The following is a 19,159-nucleotide window of genomic DNA, read 5'->3' as shown; positions in this document are numbered from 1 at the left end:
TAGGATTTTTTTAATCAGGAGTGAATAAATGACGATCAAAGTAGCAATCAACGGTTATGGCCGTATCGGCCGCAACGTGCTGCGCGCTTTCTACGAAGGCGGCAAGAAGCAGGACATCCAGATCGTGGCGCTGAACGATCTCGGCAACGTCGAGCACAACGCCCATCTGACCCGTTACGACACCACGCACGGCAAGTTCCCGGGCACCGTCGAAGTGGACGGCGACTACATGATCGTCAATGGCGACCGCATCCGCGTGTACGCGCAGCGCAACCCGGCCGAGCTGCCGTGGGGCGAGCTGGGCGTGGACGTCGTGCTGGAGTGCACCGGCTTCTTCACCACCAAGGAAAAAGCCTCGGCCCACCTGAAAGGCGGCGCCAAGAAGGTCATCATCTCGGCACCGGGCGGCAAGGATGTCGACGCCACCATCGTGTTCGGCGTGAACCAGGACGTGCTGAAGTCGACCGACACCGTGATCTCGAACGCCTCGTGCACCACCAACTGCCTGGCCCCGCTGGTCAAGCCGCTGAACGACGCCATCGGCCTGGAAAACGGCCTGATGACCACCGTGCACGCCTACACGAACGACCAGGTCCTGACCGACGTGATGCACGAAGACCTGCGCCGCGCCCGTTCGGCCACGCAGTCGATGATCCCGACCAAGACCGGCGCCGCCGCCGCCGTCGGCCTCGTGCTGCCGGAACTGAACGGCAAGCTGGACGGCTACGCGATCCGCGTGCCGACCATCAACGTGTCGATCGTCGACCTGTCGTTCATCGCCAAGCGCGACACGACGGTCGAAGAGATCAACAAGCTGATGAAGGACGCATCGGAAGGCGCGCTGAAAGGCATCCTGACGTACAACACCGAGCCGCTGGTCTCGGTCGACTTCAACCACAACCCGGCGTCGTCGAACTTCGACGCGACCCTGACTAAGGTGTCGGGCCGCCTGGTGAAGGTGTCGTCGTGGTACGACAACGAGTGGGGCTTCAGCAACCGCATGCTGGACACCACCGTGGCGCTCATGAACGCGAAATAATCGGGTTCTGCACCATGAAAAAACGCTCCCTCGGGAGCGTTTTTTTTATTTCGTCTTCGGCCAGGGCGTCAGGATCTCGAACCCGTTCTTGGTCACCGCGATCATGTGTTCCCACTGCGCGGACAACGACCGGTCGCGCGTCACGACCGTCCAGCCGTCGTCGAGCTGTTCGACGTCGGCGTCGCCCAGGTTGATCATGGGCTCGACGGTGAAGGTCATGCCTTCCTTGATGAGGAGGCCCGTGTTGGGGCGGCCGTAGTGCAGCACCTGCGGGTCTTCGTGGTAGACCTTGCCGATGCCGTGGCCGCAGTATTCGCGCACGACGGAATAGCCCTGGGCTTCCGCCAGCTTCTGGATCGCATGGCCCACGTCGCCCAGGCGCGCGCCCGGGCGCACGGCGCGGATGCCGGCCATCATGGCGTCGTACGTCGTCTCGACGAGCTTCTTTGCCTCCGGGCTCGGCGTGCCGACGAAGTACATGCGGCTCGTGTCGCCATGCCAGCCGTCCTTGATCACGGTGACGTCGATGTTGACGATGTCGCCATCCTGCAGGATCTCGGCGGGGGAGGGGATGCCGTGGCAGACGACGCTGTTCACTGACGTGCACAGGGTCTTCGGAAAGCCGTGGTAGCCGACGTTGGCGGGCGTCGCCTTCTGCACCTTGCGGATGTATTCGTTGCAGCGGCGGTCGAGTTCTTCCGTGGAGACGCCGGGGACGACGTATTCCGCGATCATTTCCAGCACCTCGGCCGCCAGGCGGCCGGAGACGCGCATCTTGGCGATGTCTTTGTCAGTCTTGAGTTTGATAGGCATGGTTCGTTGAGTGTGCACCGATCGCTCATGATAGCCGATGCACGAAAAAAAATGCCCGCCAGGCGAACCTGGCGGGCATTGTTCAGGCTTTCACTTGCGTGATCAGAAGGCCTGGTTGTAACGCACGTAGATGAAGCGGTCGAGCGGCAGGTTGGCGTCCACCGCCGACGAGGACGATGCGCCCAGCACGGTGGTGCGCGGTGCCTTGTCGAAGACGTTGTTGGCACCGACCATGATCTGGCCTTTCCACGAGGTCTTGTACGCGACGCTGACGTCGTTGTAGACCATCGCGCCCTTCAGGTTGTAGCCGGTACCCCAGTTGGCGTGACCCTGCGGGGTCGAGCATTCGACGGTGCTGCTGTAGCACTTGTCGCGCATGCTGCCGAAGTAGCGGGCCGTCCAGGTGGCGCTCCAGTTGCCCAGGCTCCAGTCCAGCGCGACGTTCGACTTGATACGGTAGTAGGCGATGCCGCCGCTGCCGTCGTATTCGCCCAGCGAGCTTTCCCAGTCGGCCGTGTTGTCGGCCTTGGTGCGGTACTTGGTCACGAAGGTCGAATCCGAACGCACGCCGAACGAACCGTAGGCGCTGCGCGGGAAGCGGTAGGCGAACGACAGGTCGTAGCCTTCGGTTTCCAGCGCGCCCAGGTTGGCGTTGCCGCGCGACAGGTTCGTGATCTGGCCGGTGATCGGGTCACGCTTGATCGCGTTGCAGAACGAAGCGACGCCCTGCACGTAGCAGTACTCGGCGACCTGGGTAGCCGAGATGCCGGTGATCAGGTTGTCGACACGGATGTTGTACCAGTCCAGCGAGCCCGACAGACCCGGCAGGAAGGCCGGGCTGTAGACGAAGCCGAAGGTCTTCGTCTTGGCGCGTTCCGGCTGCAGCGACGCGTTGCCGGCGCCCGACATGAACGGGTTGGCGCTCTGTGCGCCGCCCGAGTCGGTGACCGGGGTGTTGGTCTGGTCGGTCTGGCGGAAGCCCGGACGAGCACCCGCCGCCGTGCAGCGTGCGTCGACGCCCGGCGTGGAACGCTGGCCGTAGGCGCTGTCGCATGGGTCCATGTACGTGTCGTACGTCTGCTGGCCACCGCCGAACGTGTCACCCACGGTCGGAGCGCGGAAGCCCTGGGCCCACGTGCCGCGGACCAGCAGGTCCTTGATCGGCTTCCACATGAAGCTGGCTTTGCTGTTGTGGGTGTTGCCGAAGTTGCTGTAGTCCGAGTAGCGGGTTGCCAGGTCGACGCTCAGCAGTTCCGCGAAGCGCACACCCTTCAGGATCGGGATGTTCGTTTCGAGGTAGGCTTCACGCACCGAGTACTTGCCGATGGTCGAGTTGCCGGCCAGGTCGGTCGAGTAGCCCGATTGTTCGAACTGGCCCGGGATGTCGTAGCCGCGCACTTCGCGGTGTTCGATACCGCCTGCCACGCCCAGCATGCCTGCCGGCAGCTGCAGCAGTTCGCCGCTGATGTTGGCGGTCGCGCTGTTGATGGTCGAGCCATAGGTGGCCTGGCCGGTCGACATGATGTAGTCCAGGGTTTCCTTGTTGGCTGCGCCCGGACCGGCGATGATGTTGAACGGTTTGCATTCCGCCAGCGGGATCGGCGAGGCCGCGTTGCCGCACTGGACGACGCCGCTGGCGTTCAGGAACGACGGACCCAGGGCCTTCTTCAGGTTCAGCAGGTTGACGTTGCCGGTGCCCATGGTCGAGCCGCGGACGGCGCTGTGGTTGTAGCCCACGTCCCAGTTCCAGGCCTTGCCTTGCCAGTCGAAGTTGCCCGACAGGGTGGTGTCGACGTGGAACGTGTTGTTGGTGTTTTCCGTCACGCGCGGCACTTCGACGGTGCGGCGGATGAAGTACAGGTCTTCACCGAACGGGTTGTAGTAGTTGTCCTTGTCGATGTAGACCGGGTAGCTCGGCTGTGCATCGCTGCGCAGCGGATAGCCTGCGACCTGCGCCGACGACTGGCGCTGCGAGTACATCGCGGTCGTGCTCAGCTGCATGTTGTACGGCAGTTCCAGCGTGCCCTTGGTGAACAGCGTGTCCAGGCGGTTCGGCATCTGGAACATCATCTGCGAGGCGCTGTTGAACTTGTCCTCGACGATGCTGCTCTTCCAGTCGTGGTAGTTGGCCGTGTTGCGCGGATCGGAGCCCGTGCCCATGCCGTTGCCGCCGGCGCCGCCGGTGTGGTTCAGCACGTAGTCGAAGGCATCGCCGTTGGCCGGCAGGACTTCAGCCCACGGGCCTGCGCCCAGGCCGGCGGTCGGGTGAGCCGGGCCCTTCGGGTATTTGGTGATGTCGCGGTCGCGGGCCCACACGGTGCCCTGTTCGGTGTGCGACAGGCCGACCATCAGCGACGCCTTGTCGGAGCTGGCGCCGTAGGTCAGCGAGAAGTCCTTCGCGCGGCCGTCGGCCTTGTCGTTGGCGCCGCTGTAGATGCTCAGCTGGCCGCCATCCATGCGCTTCTTCAGGATGATGTTGACCACGCCCGAGATCGCGTCCGAGCCGTAGATCGACGAGGCGCCGTCCTTCAGGACTTCGATGCGCTCGATCATGGCCGACGGGATGGTCGACATGTCGGTATAGCCGTCGACGGACTGGGTCCAGCGCTTGCCGTCCACCAGGACCAGCAGGCGGTTCGAGCCCAGGTTGCGCAGGCTGATGTACTGGCCGCCGTTTTCACGGTTCGACGTCAGCGAACCGCCGCGGTCGAAGTCCGGCGTACCGGCGGAAGACAATTGGTTCAGGATGTCGCCGACGGTCACGAGACCCGTCTTTTGAATCTGTTCCTGGGTCATCACCTGGATCGGTTGTGCCGTTTCCAGGTCGACCTGGCGGATGCGCGAGCCGGTCACTTCGACGCGCTGCAGCGGCGCCGGTTGGGTCTCTTGCGCATAAGCCGCTTGCATCCCGAGCGCGACGCCGCCGAGGCAGATCAGGCGGATCGAGCGGGACAAGACTTTTTCCATCATGGTTACAAAACTCCTAGGTTAGGGCACGGCGAACTGGGTAGCAGCAGCCGTGTGAGGCCGTCGCTGTGAAGCGACTGTTTTGAAAGCAATGTGGTTAACATTTTTTTTCAAGCTGGCAATGGAAGCATCCACCGTGGCAGCCTGTCAATGTTCGAGGATGCATATTTGTGCGTGTTGCGGGTTTGCGTAATTACAAGAAATTCACCAGCGTTGTGCGTATTTACGGAAACAAATATTGTGTACAGACATGAATCTATGCCGAAAACATCAGTTTGGGCGTAGAACCCCCTATAGATCGCTGGATTAGGTGCAACATTCTTTTACGGCAGGAATGCACCAGATTGGGGCGAGACGATTCGAATGCTTTTTCAAGTGTTACATTTGTACAACAGGCAAAATTTCTTGAAAGGTCAGAACGACGGGTGATCGCGTACGTAGGCAGGGGACCGAGCGGCAGCTGCGGGTCGACGGGCGCGCCACTGCAGGAGCGCGTCGCCAGGGGCACGGCCAATGCGCTTCTCGTTCGTTGTGACATTGAGTCTCCGATATAGACATTGCTGCAGATCATGCAACGTTAGCCATACCGGTCGCTCATGTATTGACGAGAATCAAACTGTAAATATGTTTGCGAGGAAAAGTTAAGGAAAAACAAATTCCCGAGCGAAATCATGCGCTCGGGATAGCGTCAGACGCGGAAGCAGTCGTGCCACAGCCGCACGACGACGTCGGCATGTTTCGCGACAAGGCTGCGTTCTACGCGGGCATTTTCCTGGCCCTGCAGGCGGACCTGGTGCTGCAGCTTGCGCATGGCGCGGTACGCCGCGGCGGCGCCGTCGGCCAGGCCCATGTCGATGAGGCCCAGCGTGCCGCACAGTTTCAGCAACGCGATGTTGCCGACGTTCGCCGTCAGCTGCGGATACGCGGCCGCATGGCGCAGCACGAGGTATTGCACGATGAATTCGATGTCGATCATGCCGCCTTCGTCGTGCTTCAGGTCGAAACGCTCGTCGCGGGGCGGGTGCGCGTCGCGCATGCGCTGGCGCATCTTGACGACTTCAAGGCGCAGCTCGGCCTCGCGGCCGGACCGGTCCTGGCGCAGCACCTGTTCGCGGATCGCCTCGAAGCGGGCGCCGATGCCGGCGTCGCCCGCGCAGAAGCGGGCCCGCGTGAGGGCCTGGTGCTCCCACAGCCACGCGGAGGATTGCTGGTAGCGTTCGAACGCCCCCACGGACGACACGAGCATGCCGGACGCGCCGTCCGGCCGCAGCGCCGTGTCGATGTCGAACAGGATGCCGGCCGGCGTATGCGTCGTCATCCACGTGATGAAGCGCTGGGCCAGCTTGGCGTAGTTCGACGGCGCCATGTCGTCCTCGTCGTCGAACAGGAAGATGACGTCCAGGTCGGACACATAGCCCAGTTCCTTGCCGCCCAGCTTGCCGTAGGCGATCACGGCGAAGCGCGGCACCTCCACGTGGCGCGACGCGATCGTGCGCCAGGCGCGGCGCACGACTTCGCACACGATCAGGTCGGCCAGCGCGGACAGGTGGTCGGCCAGGCGTTCGACGGACAATTCTCCCGCCAGGTCCAGCGCGAGCAGGCGGAACATCTGGGCGTGGTGGGCTTCGCGCAGGATGTCGAGCTGGCGCTCGGTATCGCCCGTGGCCGCGTCGAGCTGGGCCGCGAGGCTCGCCGCCAGCGAAGGCAGATCCTCGGCCGCGTTGCCGCGGTCGTCCAGCAGCTCGTCCAGCAGGATCGGGTGCTGGGTGAGGAACGTGGCGGCCCAGCCGGACGCGTTGATCATGCGGAGCACCCGCTCCAGCGTGTGCGGATATTCCGTCAGCAGCGACAGGTAGGCGGAGCGGCGCGCAATGGCTTCGAAGAAATCGAGGAGGCGGCCCAGCGTGGCCGCGTGGCTGCCGGCACCCGCTTGCGCGACGACGTTCGGAATCTGCGTCAGCGCCGTGTTGACCAGGGCGACGAGCCGGTGGCGGCTCGCCTCCGGCAACGTCTGCAGCCGGGGCGCCTGCCACGTGGCGACGAGGCGGTTCGCGCCGGCCTGCGGGTCGTCGAAACCGAGGCTCGCGAGGCGGTCGGCGATGGCGTCGCGGTTGTCCGGATCGGTCAGCAGCGCGTCCGGGTCGACGGGTTCGGCGCCGGCGGCCTTGTCGGCGAAGATCGCGTCGAACTGGGCGGCGACGAAGACGCGCCAGGCGTCCAGCCGGGCCAGCAGTCCGGCCTCGTCGGCCATGCCCATCATGCGCGCGACGGTGTTGCGATCCTCCGGCGCGACGGGCATCGTGTGCGTCTGGGCATCTTCCAGGTATTGCAGGCGGTGCTCCAGGTTGCGCAGGAATGTATAAGCTTCGAGCAATTGCTCGACGGTGTCGACGGCCAGCAGTTCACGTTCGGCCAGCAGGCGCAAGGTCTTGCGCGTGGAACGCTCGCGCAACGCCGGGTCGCGGCCGCCGCGGATCAATTGAAACACTTGCGCGAGGAATTCGATCTCGCGGATGCCGCCGCGGCCCAGCTTGACGTTCTGGTTGCGCTCCGGATGCAGGCGTTCCTGGCGGTTGACCTCGGCGCGGATCTGGGCGTGCATGGTGCGGATCGCATCGATCACGCCGAAGTCGAGATAGCGCCGGAACACGAACGGCCGCACGATGGCGTCGAGGGCCGCGATGTCGGCCGGGTCGCCGGTGACCGCGCGCGCCTTGACCCAGGCATATCGCTCCCATTCGCGCCCCTGTACGATCAGGTAGTCCTCGACCATGTTCAGGCTCGCCACGAGCGGGCCCGACTTGCCGTTTGGACGCAGCGCCATGTCTACGCGGAACGTAAAACCGTCTTCGGTGATTTCGGACAGCGCGGCGATCAGCTTGCGGCCGAGGCGCCCGAAGAATTCGTGGTTGGACAGGGATTTCTGGCCGGGGCCGGCCTTCGTATCGCCGTCCTCGGGGTAGACGAAGATGAGGTCGATGTCCGACGAGACGTTCAGTTCGCCGCCGCCGTGCTTGCCCATCGCCAGCACGATCATCTGCTGGGGACGGCCGGAATCGGCGCCGACCGGCTCGCCGTGCAGCGCGGTCATCTCCGCCATCAGCTCGGTGAGATGCGTCTGGACGGCGAAATCGGCGAAGCGGCTCATGGCGGTCACGACTTCGTCCAGGTCGGCCTGGCCGTCGAGATCGCGCCGGATGATGGTGCAGATGAGCAGGTTGCGCAGCCGGCGCATGGCCCGCGTTGTCGGCAGGACCGTGCCGTTGGGACCAGAGGCGGCCTCGGTCGCCAGCGCTGCGCCGAAATCGAGGGAGGCCAGCGATAATGCGGACAGGGTATCGACGCGCCCGGCACGGGCCGGATCGGCGGCGAGCCAGCGTTGGTAAAAGCGCGACATTTGAGGGAGACACTGCGGAGAAGCTGGGAACATAGGGCGAATTCCAGACGAGTTGTGCGTTTCGGGACGCTTGCTATGGGGTAAAATTGCCCGCCATGCTGCCCTGGGTCAGCACGATGGTAAGGTAGACGCCGCGGATGTTGCAAGCGCTCTCTTAATTTACAGTTAAACAATATTCGGCGACGAGTCTTTGAGCCTTTTGATGCACAACCCGGAACCGCAGACGCAGCGCGAGCCCGACGCGCATGAGCAGGCGCACCCCCAGACGCATGCGCATCAGCATGTGCCTCTGGTGGAGCGCTGGGCCCGCGCGCGCACCTGCTACCGCTATGCGAACCTCGCGTCGCATCATGTGCTCGGCTTCACGATCAAGACCGTCCTGCTCGTCTACTTCGCGTTCATGGTGCTGTTCCTGGTGCTGCGCTACGCGGTCCTGCCGAACATCGATTACTACAAGCCCGACATCGAACGCGCCGCCAGCCGCGCGCTGGGCAACCAGGTGACGATCGCGCGCGTCTACGCGTCGTGGCGCGGCCTGCGCCCGAACCTGTACCTGGGCGATCTGCGCCTGCACGACCGCGCCGGGCGCCAGTTGCTGGCGCTGCCGTCCGTGTCCGCCACCGTGTCGTGGTGGTCGGTGGTGGCGGCCGAACCCCGCTTCGAGGCGCTGGAAATCAACCGGCCGGAACTGGACGTGCGCCGCGGTGCCGACGGCATCGTCGCCGTCGCGGGCGTACGCATCGATCCGAACAAGAAGGAGGAGGGCGGCGGCGCCGACTGGCTGCTGCGCCAGCACGAGGTCGTGATCCGCGAAGGCCGCCTGACGTGGACGGACGAATTGCGCGGCGCGCCCACGCTCGCGCTGTCGGACGTGACGCTCGTGCTGCAGAACCGCTGGACCACGCACCGCTTCGCCCTGAAGGCCGCGCCGCCGGCAGGCGCGGGCGACCCGCTCGACCTGCGCGCGCGCTTCTCGCACCCGCCGTTCGGCGCCAAGCCGTCCGACGCCCGCCGCTGGAAGGGCCAGGTGTATGCCGACCTGCGCAACACCGACCTCGCCGCCTGGAAGCAGTACGTCGATTATCCGTTCACCCTGCAGGAAGGCCGCGGCTCCGTGCGCGCCTGGCTCGACTTCGACCACGCCCGCCTGGCCGGGTTCACGGCCGACCTGGCGCTGGCCGGCGTCAGCGCGCGCCTCGGCCCGGACACGCCGCCGCTGTCCCTGGCGCGCGTATCGGGCCGGCTGTCGGCCAGCGAGACCATCGCCCCGAACGTGGACGACGGCAAGCCGACCTTCGGCGCGCTGGGCCACGCGATCGGCCTGGAAAATTTCTCCGTCGTCACGGAAGGGGGCGTCGTGCTGCCGCCGGCCACCCTGAACGAATCGTGGCGCCCCGCCACGCGCACCCAGCCGGAACGCTTCGAAGTGCGCGCCGAACAGCTGGACGTGGGCGCGCTGGCCGCGCTGGCGGTGCAACTGCCCATCGCGCCGGCGCACCGCCAGCTGCTGACTGAACTGGCGCCGCGCGGCCGCGTCAACGACGCCGAGGTCGAATGGCAGGGCCGCTTCCCGCACATCGCCGGCTACCGTGTGCGCGGCAACGTCGAGAACCTCGGCATGAATCCGCTGGCGGCGCGCGCCGAGCTCGCCGCAGCCGATGGTCACCCGGCCCAGGCCGCGCGCCCCGCGCTGCCGGGTTTCAAGAATCTGTCGGGCCGCATCGACGCGAGCGACCATGGCGGCAGCGTCGACATCGATTCCGACAAGCTCGTGCTGGCGCTGCCGGCCTGGTTCGCCGATCCGGAAATGCCGTTCGATCAATTTGCGCTGCACGCGCGCTGGACGCAGCTGGCGGACGAGCAGCTGGCCGTCGACGTGGACAGCCTGGACCTGACCCAGGGCGCGCTGAGGGCGACTCTGACGGGCCGCCACGTGCTGTCGTTGAAAGCCGGCCAGGGGCCGGGCAATGCCGACTTCACGGGCACGGTCGACAATTTCGAGATCGCCAGCGTCAAGCGCTGGCTGCCGCTCGCGACGCCGGAAGGCCTGCGCGAATGGCTGACCGGCGCGCTGCAGGGCGGCATGCTGCACGACGCGCGCCTGCGCCTGCGCGGCGACCTGGCCCAGTTCCCGTTCCGCGCCGAGAATGCCGTCCAGCGCGCCAAGGGCGAGTTCCGCGTCGGCGGCCGCATCGAGGACGGCAAGCTCGAGTACTCGCCCGGCCACAAGGCGGCCGACGGCAAGGCGCCGCTGTGGCCGGTGCTGGAAAACATCAACGGGTCCATCGTGTTCGACCGCGCCCGCATGGACATCCACGCCGACACGGCGCGCACGCAGGGCATCGGCCTGTCGAACGTGCGGGCCGTGATCCCCGAGCTGGGCATCCACGAGATGATGCTCGACATCGACGGCACCGCCGCCGGCCCGTTGCCCGACTTCCTGCGCTACGTGGCGGCCAGCCCCGTGCTCGAATGGATCGGCCATTTCACCGAGGACACCAAAGGGACCGGCCCGGCGAAGCTGGGCCTGAAACTGCACCTGCCGCTCGCCAGCCTGCACGACGCGAAGGTGCAGGGCGCGCTGCAGCTGCAGAGCAACGACGTCGTGCTGTTCCCCGACCTGCCGCCGATCGAGGCCGCGCTGGGCCGCATCGAGTTTTCCGAACACGGCGTGAACCTGAACGGCGTGGGCGCCAGCTTCCTCGGCGGACCGCTGCAATTGTCCGGCGGCACCCAGCGCGACGGCAGCATCCAGATCCGCATGGCTGGCAGCGCCGCGGCCGAGGGCATGCGCCAGACGCGTTCCCTGCCGGCGCTGCAGCGCCTGGGCAATAAATTGTCCGGCGGCGCGCGCTTCGGCGGCACCGTCACGGTGAGGGACCGCCAGACCCAGATCATCCTCGACACCAACCTGGCCGGCCTCGGCATCGAACAGCCCGCGCCGCTGAACAAGCCCGCGCCGGACGCGCTGCCGCTGCACTTCGTCCTCACGGGCCAGCCGACGGGCGTGGATGGCGTGGGCCACGACGACATCCGCATCCAGCTCGGCAATCTCGCGGCCGCGAAATACGTGCGCGAGCGCCAGCCGCATGGCCCGTGGATCGTCAAGCGGGGCGGCATCGGCGTCAACGTGCCCGCGCCCGAACCCGACAGCGGCATGATGATCAACGTGAACATGAAGGCGCTGAACGTGGACCGCTGGCTCGCGGCGGCCGCCGACATCGCCGGGCCAGGCGAGGCCGCGCCGGCTTCCGGCCCGTCCGCGGAAGGCGGCATGGGCCAGTACGTCGTGCCGGACATCGTGGCCGCCCGTGCCGGCGAACTGGTCATCGGCGAGCGGGCGCTGCGCGACGTCGTCGTCGGCGCCACGCATCAGAACAATACGTGGCAGGCCAGCATCGATTCGCGCCAGGTCGTCGGCTACGTCACGTGGGCCGAATCGGGCCAGGGCCTGGGCAAGGTGACGGCGCGCCTGGCGTCGCTCGTGATCCCGGAATCGTCCGCGAACGAAGTCAAGGACCTGCTCGAATCGAACAAGGGCGCCAGCGCCAGCATCCCGGCCCTCGACATCGTGGCCGATCGTTTCGAGCTGTTCAACAAGCAGTTCGGCCGCCTGGAACTCGTGGCCAGCAATGCGCAGGCGCTGGCCGGACGCGAATGGCGCATCGAGAAGCTGGCGCTGACGAATCCGGACGGCCAGCTGAAGGCGAACGGCCGCTGGCTCACGCGCGACGGCAAGAGCAACACGGCACTCAATTTCACGCTCGACATCAGCGACGCCGGCCGCCTGCTGGACCGCCTGGGCTTCCCGGAGACGCTGCGCCATGGCAAGGGCTCGCTGTCCGGCGACATCTCGTGGGCCGGCCTGCCATACTCGCTCGACATCCCGAGCCTGTCGGGCCAGATCCAGATGAATGTCGAGGATGGCCAATTCCTCAAGCAGGATCCGGGCGCCGCCAAACTGCTGGGCGTGCTGAGCCTGCAGATGCTGCCGCGCATGCTGAAGCTCGACTTCCACGACGTGTTCTCGGAAGGCCTCGCCTTCGACGGCATCACGGCGAACGCGATGATCACGCGCGGCGTCGTGCGTACGGACAATCTCAAGATGCACGGCGTGGCGGCGACGGTGCTGATGGACGGCACGGCCGACATCGCGCACGAATCGACGAACTTGCACGTCGTCGTGATCCCGGAATTCAATCTCGGCACCAGCTCGCTCGTGTACGGCCTCGCGGTGAACCCCGTGATCGGCCTCGGCAGCTTCCTGGCCCAGCTGTTCCTGCGCGCGCCCGTCATGAAGGCGCTGACTTACCACATGCAGGTGACGGGACCGTGGAAGTCGCCGCACATCGTCAAGCTGGAGAATTCGCCGGCCGTGACTGCCGCCGCCGAGAACGCGGCCGCACAGGACCGCAACAAGGACAAGAAGGGATCCAAATGAAGACGACCGCTCAGTTTACTGTCGCCGCAATCCAGATGGTGTCCACGCCGAACGTGGACGAGAACATCGCCACCGCGCGCCGCCTGATCGCGGACGCCGCCGCGCGCGGCGCGCGACTGGTCACGCTGCCGGAATACTGGCCCATCATGGGTATGACGGACACGGACAAGGTCGCCCACGCGGAACAGCCGGGCCACGGCCCCATCCAGGATTTCCTGGCCGGCCAGGCGCGCGAGCATGGCATCTGGCTCATCGGCGGTACCTTGCCGTTGGTCTCCGATGACGCGGGTCGCGTGCTGAACACGACGCTCGTCTATGATCCGGCCGGGCAGCATGTCGGCCGCTACGACAAGATCCACTTGTTCGGTTTTAATAAAGGCAGCGAATCGTACGACGAGGCCCGCACCATCGTCCCGGGCGAGACGGTCGGCGGCTTCGACGCCCCGTTCGGCAAGGTCGGCCTGGCCATCTGCTACGACCTGCGTTTCCCGGAACTGTTCCGCGCGATGGGCGAGTGCGCGCTGATCATCGTGCCGGCCGCGTTCACGCACACGACGGGCCTCGCGCACTGGGAAGTGCTGCTGCGCGCCCGCGCCATCGAGAACCAGTGCTACGTGCTGGCGTCGGCCCAGGGCGGTACGCACACGAATGGCCGCCGCACGTTCGGCCACAGCATGCTGATCGATCCGTGGGGCGAAGTGAAGGACGTGTTGCCGGAAGGCGAGGGCGTCGTCAGCGGCGAGATCGATCCCGACTACATCGCGAAGGTGCGCGAGAGTTTGCCGGCACTGAAACACCGCAAACTTTAAGGTATGGCACAATGCCCCATCCCTATCAGAAAGACCTGACGCAATGACTCCATTCGAACCGAATCTCTCCTCCCTCGCTGTCGCGCGCGACGTCCTGTTGACGCCATTCGGCCTCGACGAAGGCAAGCTGATCACGACGCTGGGGACCATGTTCACGCACAAGGTCGACTATGCCGACCTGTATTTCCAGTTCACCAAGAGCGAAGGCTGGAGCCTGGAAGAGGGCATCGTCAAGAGCGGCAGTTTTTCGATCGACCAGGGCGTCGGCGTGCGCGCGGTGTCGGGCGACAAGACCGCTTTCGCTTACTCCGACGAAATTTCGCAGGCCGCCCTGCTGGACGCCGCCGCGGCCACGCGCACGATCGCGCGCGCGGGCGCCGGCCGCGTGAAGGTTGCCGCGAACGTCCAGCCGTCCGGCGGCCGCTCGCTGTACCTGCCGCATGACCCGCTGGCCTCGCTCGACGCGACCGCGAAAGTCGCGCTGCTGGAGCGTGTCGAAAAAATCGCGCGTGCAAAAGACCCGCGCGTCGTGCAGGTGATGGCCGGCCTGGCCGGCGAGTACGACGTCGTGCTCGTCGTGCGCAGCGACGGCGTGCTGGCGGCCGATATCCGTCCGCTCGTGCGCGTCTCCGTCACCGTCATCGCCGAGCAGAACGGCCGGCGCGAGATGGGCTCGTCGGGTGGCGGCGGCCGTTACGATTACAACTATTTCAGCGACGAACTGCTGGAAAAATATGCCAGCGAAGCCGTGCAGTCGGCGCTCGTGAACCTGGAAGCGCGTCCGGCCCCGGCCGGTCCGATGACCATCGTGCTCGGCCCGGGCTGGCCCGGCGTGCTGCTGCACGAAGCCGTCGGCCACGGCCTCGAAGGCGACTTCAACCGCAAGGGTTCGTCCGCGTATGCCGGCATGATCGGCCAGCGCGTCGCCGCGAAGGGCGTGACCGTCGTCGACGACGGCACCCTGCAGGACCGCCGCGGTTCGCTGAACATGGACGACGAGGGCAACCCGACGCAGTGCACGACCTTGATCGAAGACGGCATCCTGAAGGGCTATATCCAGGACACGATGAACGCGCGCCTGATGAAGATGCCGGTGACGGGCAATGCGCGCCGCGAATCGTTCGCCCACCTGCCGATGCCGCGCATGACGAACACGTACATGCTGGCCGGCGACAAGGACCCGGCCGAGATCCTGGCCTCGGTCAAGAACGGCCTGTATGCGGTGAACTTCGGCGGCGGCCAGGTCGACATCACGAACGGCAAGTTCGTGTTCTCGGCCAGCGAGGCCTACATGATCGAGGACGGCAAAGTGACGTACCCGGTGAAGGGCGCGACCCTGATCGGCAACGGTCCGGACACGATGAACCGCATCTCGATGATCGGCAACGACATGCGCCTGGACTCGGGCGTGGGCGTGTGCGGCAAGGAAGGCCAGAGCGTCCCGGTGGGCGTGGGCCAGCCCACGCTGCGCATCGACGGCGTGACCGTCGGCGGCACGGCGTAAGGCCTCGCCGCACCGCGATGGCCTCCGCCTTCGCCACCTTCTCTACCATAGCGCCCGCCCCGTGCGGGCGTTTGTTCTTCCGGGCTGCCTTGACCACGCTCGCCGTTGCGACGCACCCGTGGTGCGCCGCGGCCGACGAACACACGAACGTCGCCACCCGCTTCGGGCCGGTGGAGACGCAGCCCGGCGCCGACCGTTCCGACATCCGCTTCCGCGGCGCATCGCTGGGGCAGGTCGACGGCAATGCGAGCCTCGTCAAGCTGACCGTGCAGGACGATGCGGACTACGTGCTCGTCGATGCGGCGTTGCCCGATCCGCAGTGCCGGCACCGCTTCACCCTGCTGCAGATCGGGCCGGGCGACGATGCGACGATGTCGCAACCGTTCGGCGACTGCCTGGCCGGGTTCGGCGCCCGCCGTGCAGGCGACAAGCTGGTCGTCCAGCTGGCGCAGGAGGGCACGGGACAGGTGCACGAGTTCGTCTGGATGCAGGATCGCATGAAGGAACTCACCAACGTGCTCACCCGCTGCGAAGCGGCCCAGGTCACGGCCGCGTCGCGCTGGCTTCCGGTGGCCGCCGGGCAGGCCGGCCGCGTCATCACCGGCACCGGCCGCGCCTGGTTCCACACGGCGCCGCTGGACGAGTGCAAGCTGCCGCAGTTGTTCGTGATCCCGGGCGACGTGCTGACCGTCTTCCACACGTATGGCGATTACGCGGACGTCGCGTACCGCAATCCGCGCACGGGCCGCGAGGCCAGCGGCTGGATCAGGCTCGATCGGCTCGCGCCGATGCGGACGCCATCGGCGCCGGCCTTGTGACACACTGGTTCCGACCGATCATCATCGCAAGGAGTCCGACATGGCCAACGATCAAGCACAGCAACCAGGCGCACAGCCGCCTCAGACCAACGCACAGCAGCCCGACGCGGCGGCGCCGGCACCGCAGCAACCCCCCGACTTCGACGGCCTCGAGGGCAAGAAGCCCGAAGAGCTGACGCCGGAAGAGTTGCGGCTGATGGCCGACACGATGCCCGGTGAAGGGCCCGGGGACTAGAACGAGTAGCGCGCCCCCAGCGTATAAAAGCGTCCGCGCGCACCCTCGTAGTCGAGCGCGTTGTACGCCTGCGCGCCATAGGTCAGCGGGTCGAGCGGTGCGATCTTGTCGAACAGGTTCTGGACCGAGCCGAACACTTCCCAGCGCTGCTGCGGCTTCCAGCGCACCACCAGGTCGACCGTCGTGAACGACGCCAGTTCGCAACCGTTCGGGGCGTCGGCGCCGTTGGCGAAGGTCACGGCGCAACCGCTCGGGTCGCCCCGGAAGAAGCGGTTTTCCAGCACGCCGCGGTAGTTCACGTTGGCCGATACGCGCAGGTTGTTGCGGTCCCAGCCGAACCGCATGTTGACGCGGTCGGCCGGCGTGCCCGTGCAGTTCGTCACGTCGCAGTTGCCGTGCGTGCCCGCGAATTCGCGCGACGTGCCGTCCTGTTCGGTGCGCAGCCATTCGAAGATGTGCGTGTACTTCACGTCGAACGTGGCATTGCCCCAGGCGTCCGGCAGGCGGTGGTTGTAGCGCGCGTCCACGTCGAGGCCGCGCACCTTGCTTTGGGCGGAGTTGACGTAGCGGGTCAGCACGGCGGTGATCTGGCCCGGGTCGCCCGGGATGCCGCTCACGCTGCCCGGATCGCGCGCCACGCTGCCGGCGGCGATGGCGGCGTCGACCTGTTCCTGGTTGATCTCGTTCTTGCGCTTGATCTTCCAGTAGTCCACGGAGATGCTCGTGCGCGGCAGCGGGTCCCAGATGACGCCCAGCGTGTAGCTCTTCGACCGTTCCGGCGACAGGTTCGGGTTGGGCGACGTGATCAGCGCCACCGATGCCGGGTTGCAGGCGTTCGTCACACCCAGCGCGCAGCGCACGGGGTCGGCCGCGGTGGAGAAGGCGGCCAGGCCGCCGACACCGTTCTCGGCCGGACTCGGCGCGCGGAAGCCCCGCGCGAACGTGCCGCGCAGCGCGAATTGCCGCACCGGCGTCCACTTCAGGCCGAACTTCGGCGTCCAGGAACTGCCGACGTCGGTGAAGTGGTCGTAACGCAGCGCGGCCGACGCTTCCACGTTGAACGGCAGCGGCGCCAGGCCTTCGCCGTACAGCGCGAACACGTTGCGGGCGCCGGAATAGGCGGAATAGCCCAGGCCGATGATATTGCCCCGCTCCGTGCCGGTGGTGGGCCGCAGTTCCGTCATCTCGTGGCGGAATTCCGTGCCCAGCGCCAGGCCCAGGTTGCCGGCCAGGTAGGGGATGCCGGCGAACTCGCGCGTGCCCTTGAAGTCGACCTGCGCGACCTTGGTGTTGGCCGCGTTGCCGATGGCCGGCGACAGGGCGGCATACAGTGCCGGCGAATTCAGGGGCGCGTTTTCGGCGATGCGCCAGACGGTACCCAGCGGCAGCGCCGCATAGGCGGGGCTGTTCGCCGCCGCCGTCGCGATGTTGGCAGGGGTGGGATCGAGCAGGGCGAAGGCGACGTCGCGCTGCAGGAAGCCGTTCTGCGTGTTGTTGACGTGGTTGTGCGAGAACAGCAGGGCCGAGTCCCAGTCCCAGCCGTAGTGCGTGCCCTTGGCGCCGCCGAGCCAGCGCAGGAAGTTGGAATCGATGTTGGACTTGCGCGGCCCGACGTCGGCCGCCAGGTAGCGGATCCGCGCGGCCGTGCCGAAATACGGGTTGTCCGGATGGTTCGCACCGAGCTGGACGACGGCATTGTTCACGGGCCCGCCGGGGAAGCCCACGGAGGCGCTGACGGAGGAGGGCGTCGTGGCGGTGTCCGTCTGGCTCGTGTACCAGTTGAACTCGCTGTACAGCTGGAGCGACGGGTCCAGCTGCAGCGTGCCGCGCAGGAAGAAGCTCAGGTTTTCCTGCTTCGGCTCGATCTGGTTGTACTGCATCGAGGCGTCGATCAGGCAGCCGCCGCCGGGATCGCCCTGCGGGTGGTTCGTGAAGTTGGAGCAGGCCGCGCCCGGGAAGGTGCGGGTGAAGCCGGGGCCCGCCAGGTTGCCGCGGTTGTAGTAATTGGTCGGGTCGGCCGGATTGCGCACGTTGCCGTTGATGGCGTTGCCGGCCGTGCCGGTGCCGGGCAGGATGGCGCCGGTACCGCCGAGCGCCTGGTCGGCCGAATAGCCCCAGCGGCGCAGGTCGTTGCGGCCGATCCACTCGCGGTCCGCGCGGTCGCGGTACCAGATCTCGTCGAACTTCTTGTACTCGATGCTGAACAGGACGTTGTAGCGGTCGGTGTCGAGGCTGCCGACGCCCTTGGTGAACGCGACGTTCGTGCGCTTGCCGTCCCAGTCGTCGCTGGCGCCGCGCGAGAAGCGCACCGTGTTGCCCTGGAAGTCGCGGCGCAGGATGATGTTGACGACGCCGGCGATGGCGTCCGAACCGTAGATGGCGGACGCGCCGTCCTTCAGCACCTCGACGCGCTCGACGGCATCCGTCGGGATCACGTTCAGGTCCGTGAACTGCTTCTGGCCGTCGTCGGCGAGGCCGTACGGGGCCATGCGGCGGCCGTTCAGCAGCACGAGCGTGGACGCCGCGCCCAGGCCGCGCAGCGAGATGCCCGAGGCGCCGGCGGCGAAGCCGTTGCCGAACGTGGTGGGCACGGAACCCTGGTTGTCGACGGCCAGCGTCTGCAGCAGCTCGGCCACGGTGGCCTTGCCGGAACGCTCGATGTCGGCGCGGTTGACGGTGATCACGGAGGACGCCGTTTCGGCCTCGGAGCGGCGGATGTTCGAGCCGGTGATCTCGACGCGCGGGACGGGTTTCGGTGCGACTTCCTGGGCCGGCGCCGGCAGTGCGAGGATCGTGAGGCCGATGGCGCCCCCGCCCGCGAACAGGCGTCGGATCGTTCGGGATATCGGGGTTTCAGTCATGTCCAGACTCCAATGCGATGAGGGATGGTCGACCCGGTGCGCTTCAATCCGGGGCTCGTTGCGACTTTTGCATCTTGCATAAAGCGGCAACTGACATCTCTCAAGCGTGTCCGGCACAGCGGAAAAGATGTCGGGTTGATGCAACCGATCGCCTGTATAGGCAACCGTAACCGACAGATCACAGGCCAAATAAAGTCTTGCCAACGTCGCAGCAATGTTGTTATAGTCAATCGACTACTTCGGAATCTCTCCATGCGCCACGCCGTTTTCTTTAC

General features: G+C 66.3%; 10 protein-coding genes. 6 read left to right on the top strand and 4 right to left on the bottom strand.

Going from position 1 to position 19,159, the window contains the following annotated elements:
- The first annotated feature begins 28 nt into the window (after positions 1–28).
- The gene (gap, locus tag QPK29_RS23795; protein WP_259448910.1) at positions 29–1,039 is read left to right on the top strand and encodes a type I glyceraldehyde-3-phosphate dehydrogenase; all 1,011 of its coding nucleotides are present in this window, start codon (positions 29–31) and stop codon (positions 1,037–1,039) included.
- Positions 1,040–1,084: 45 nt separating this feature from the next.
- On the opposite strand, the gene map is transcribed toward gap, so the two are convergent.
- The 3 genes from map to glnE all read right to left on the bottom strand — a co-directional run bounded on the left by map (position 1,085) and on the right by glnE (position 8,216).
- Positions 1,085–1,852, bottom strand: coding sequence for a type I methionyl aminopeptidase (map, locus tag QPK29_RS23790; protein ID WP_056123257.1), 768 nt, complete (start codon positions 1,850–1,852; stop codon positions 1,085–1,087).
- A 102-nt stretch (positions 1,853–1,954) separates the two neighbouring features.
- Positions 1,955–4,822, bottom strand: a complete 2,868-nt coding sequence (locus QPK29_RS23785) for a TonB-dependent receptor plug domain-containing protein (RefSeq protein WP_371768580.1) — start codon at positions 4,820–4,822, stop codon at positions 1,955–1,957.
- Positions 4,823–5,507: 685 nt separating this feature from the next.
- Positions 5,508–8,216, bottom strand: coding sequence for a bifunctional [glutamate--ammonia ligase]-adenylyl-L-tyrosine phosphorylase/[glutamate--ammonia-ligase] adenylyltransferase (gene glnE, locus QPK29_RS23780; protein WP_449820924.1), 2,709 nt, complete (start codon positions 8,214–8,216; stop codon positions 5,508–5,510).
- A gap of 202 nt (positions 8,217–8,418) precedes the next feature.
- On the opposite strand from glnE, the gene QPK29_RS23775 reads away from it, so the two are divergent.
- The 5 genes from QPK29_RS23775 (at position 8,419) to QPK29_RS23755 (ending at position 16,023) form a co-directional block, all read left to right on the top strand.
- Positions 8,419–12,657 (top strand): YhdP family protein, encoded by a 4,239-nt coding sequence (locus tag QPK29_RS23775; RefSeq protein WP_371768578.1) that lies wholly within the window; start codon positions 8,419–8,421, stop codon positions 12,655–12,657.
- Positions 12,654–13,466 carry a carbon-nitrogen hydrolase family protein gene (locus tag QPK29_RS23770; protein ID WP_056123274.1) on the top strand — a complete coding sequence of 271 codons (813 nt, stop codon included), beginning with the start codon at positions 12,654–12,656 and terminating at the stop codon, positions 13,464–13,466. The genes QPK29_RS23775 and QPK29_RS23770 overlap by 4 nt, the downstream gene beginning before the upstream one ends.
- A 43-nt stretch (positions 13,467–13,509) precedes the next feature.
- Positions 13,510–14,970 carry a metalloprotease TldD gene (gene tldD / locus QPK29_RS23765; protein WP_056123277.1) on the top strand — a complete coding sequence of 487 codons (1,461 nt, stop codon included), beginning with the start codon at positions 13,510–13,512 and terminating at the stop codon, positions 14,968–14,970.
- A gap of 89 nt (positions 14,971–15,059) precedes the next feature.
- Positions 15,060–15,788, top strand: coding sequence for a hypothetical protein (locus QPK29_RS23760; protein ID WP_371768577.1), 729 nt, complete (start codon positions 15,060–15,062; stop codon positions 15,786–15,788).
- A gap of 40 nt (positions 15,789–15,828) precedes the next feature.
- On the top strand, positions 15,829–16,023 hold the full coding sequence (locus QPK29_RS23755; protein ID WP_056123281.1) for a hypothetical protein: 195 nt from the start codon (positions 15,829–15,831) through the stop codon (positions 16,021–16,023).
- Here QPK29_RS23755 and QPK29_RS23750 read toward each other — a convergent pair.
- On the bottom strand, positions 16,020–18,884 hold the full coding sequence (locus QPK29_RS23750; RefSeq protein WP_371768576.1) for a TonB-dependent receptor: 2,865 nt from the start codon (positions 18,882–18,884) through the stop codon (positions 16,020–16,022). The genes QPK29_RS23755 and QPK29_RS23750 overlap by 4 nt on opposite strands.
- Positions 18,885–19,159: the final 275 nt, after the last annotated feature.

It is taken from the genome of Massilia orientalis, assembly GCF_030411975.2.
Lineage (GTDB): Bacteria > Pseudomonadota > Gammaproteobacteria > Burkholderiales > Burkholderiaceae_D > Telluria > Telluria orientalis.
Note: the sequence above shows the minus strand (reverse complement) of the source record. Positions and strands in the feature narration are given on the sequence as shown.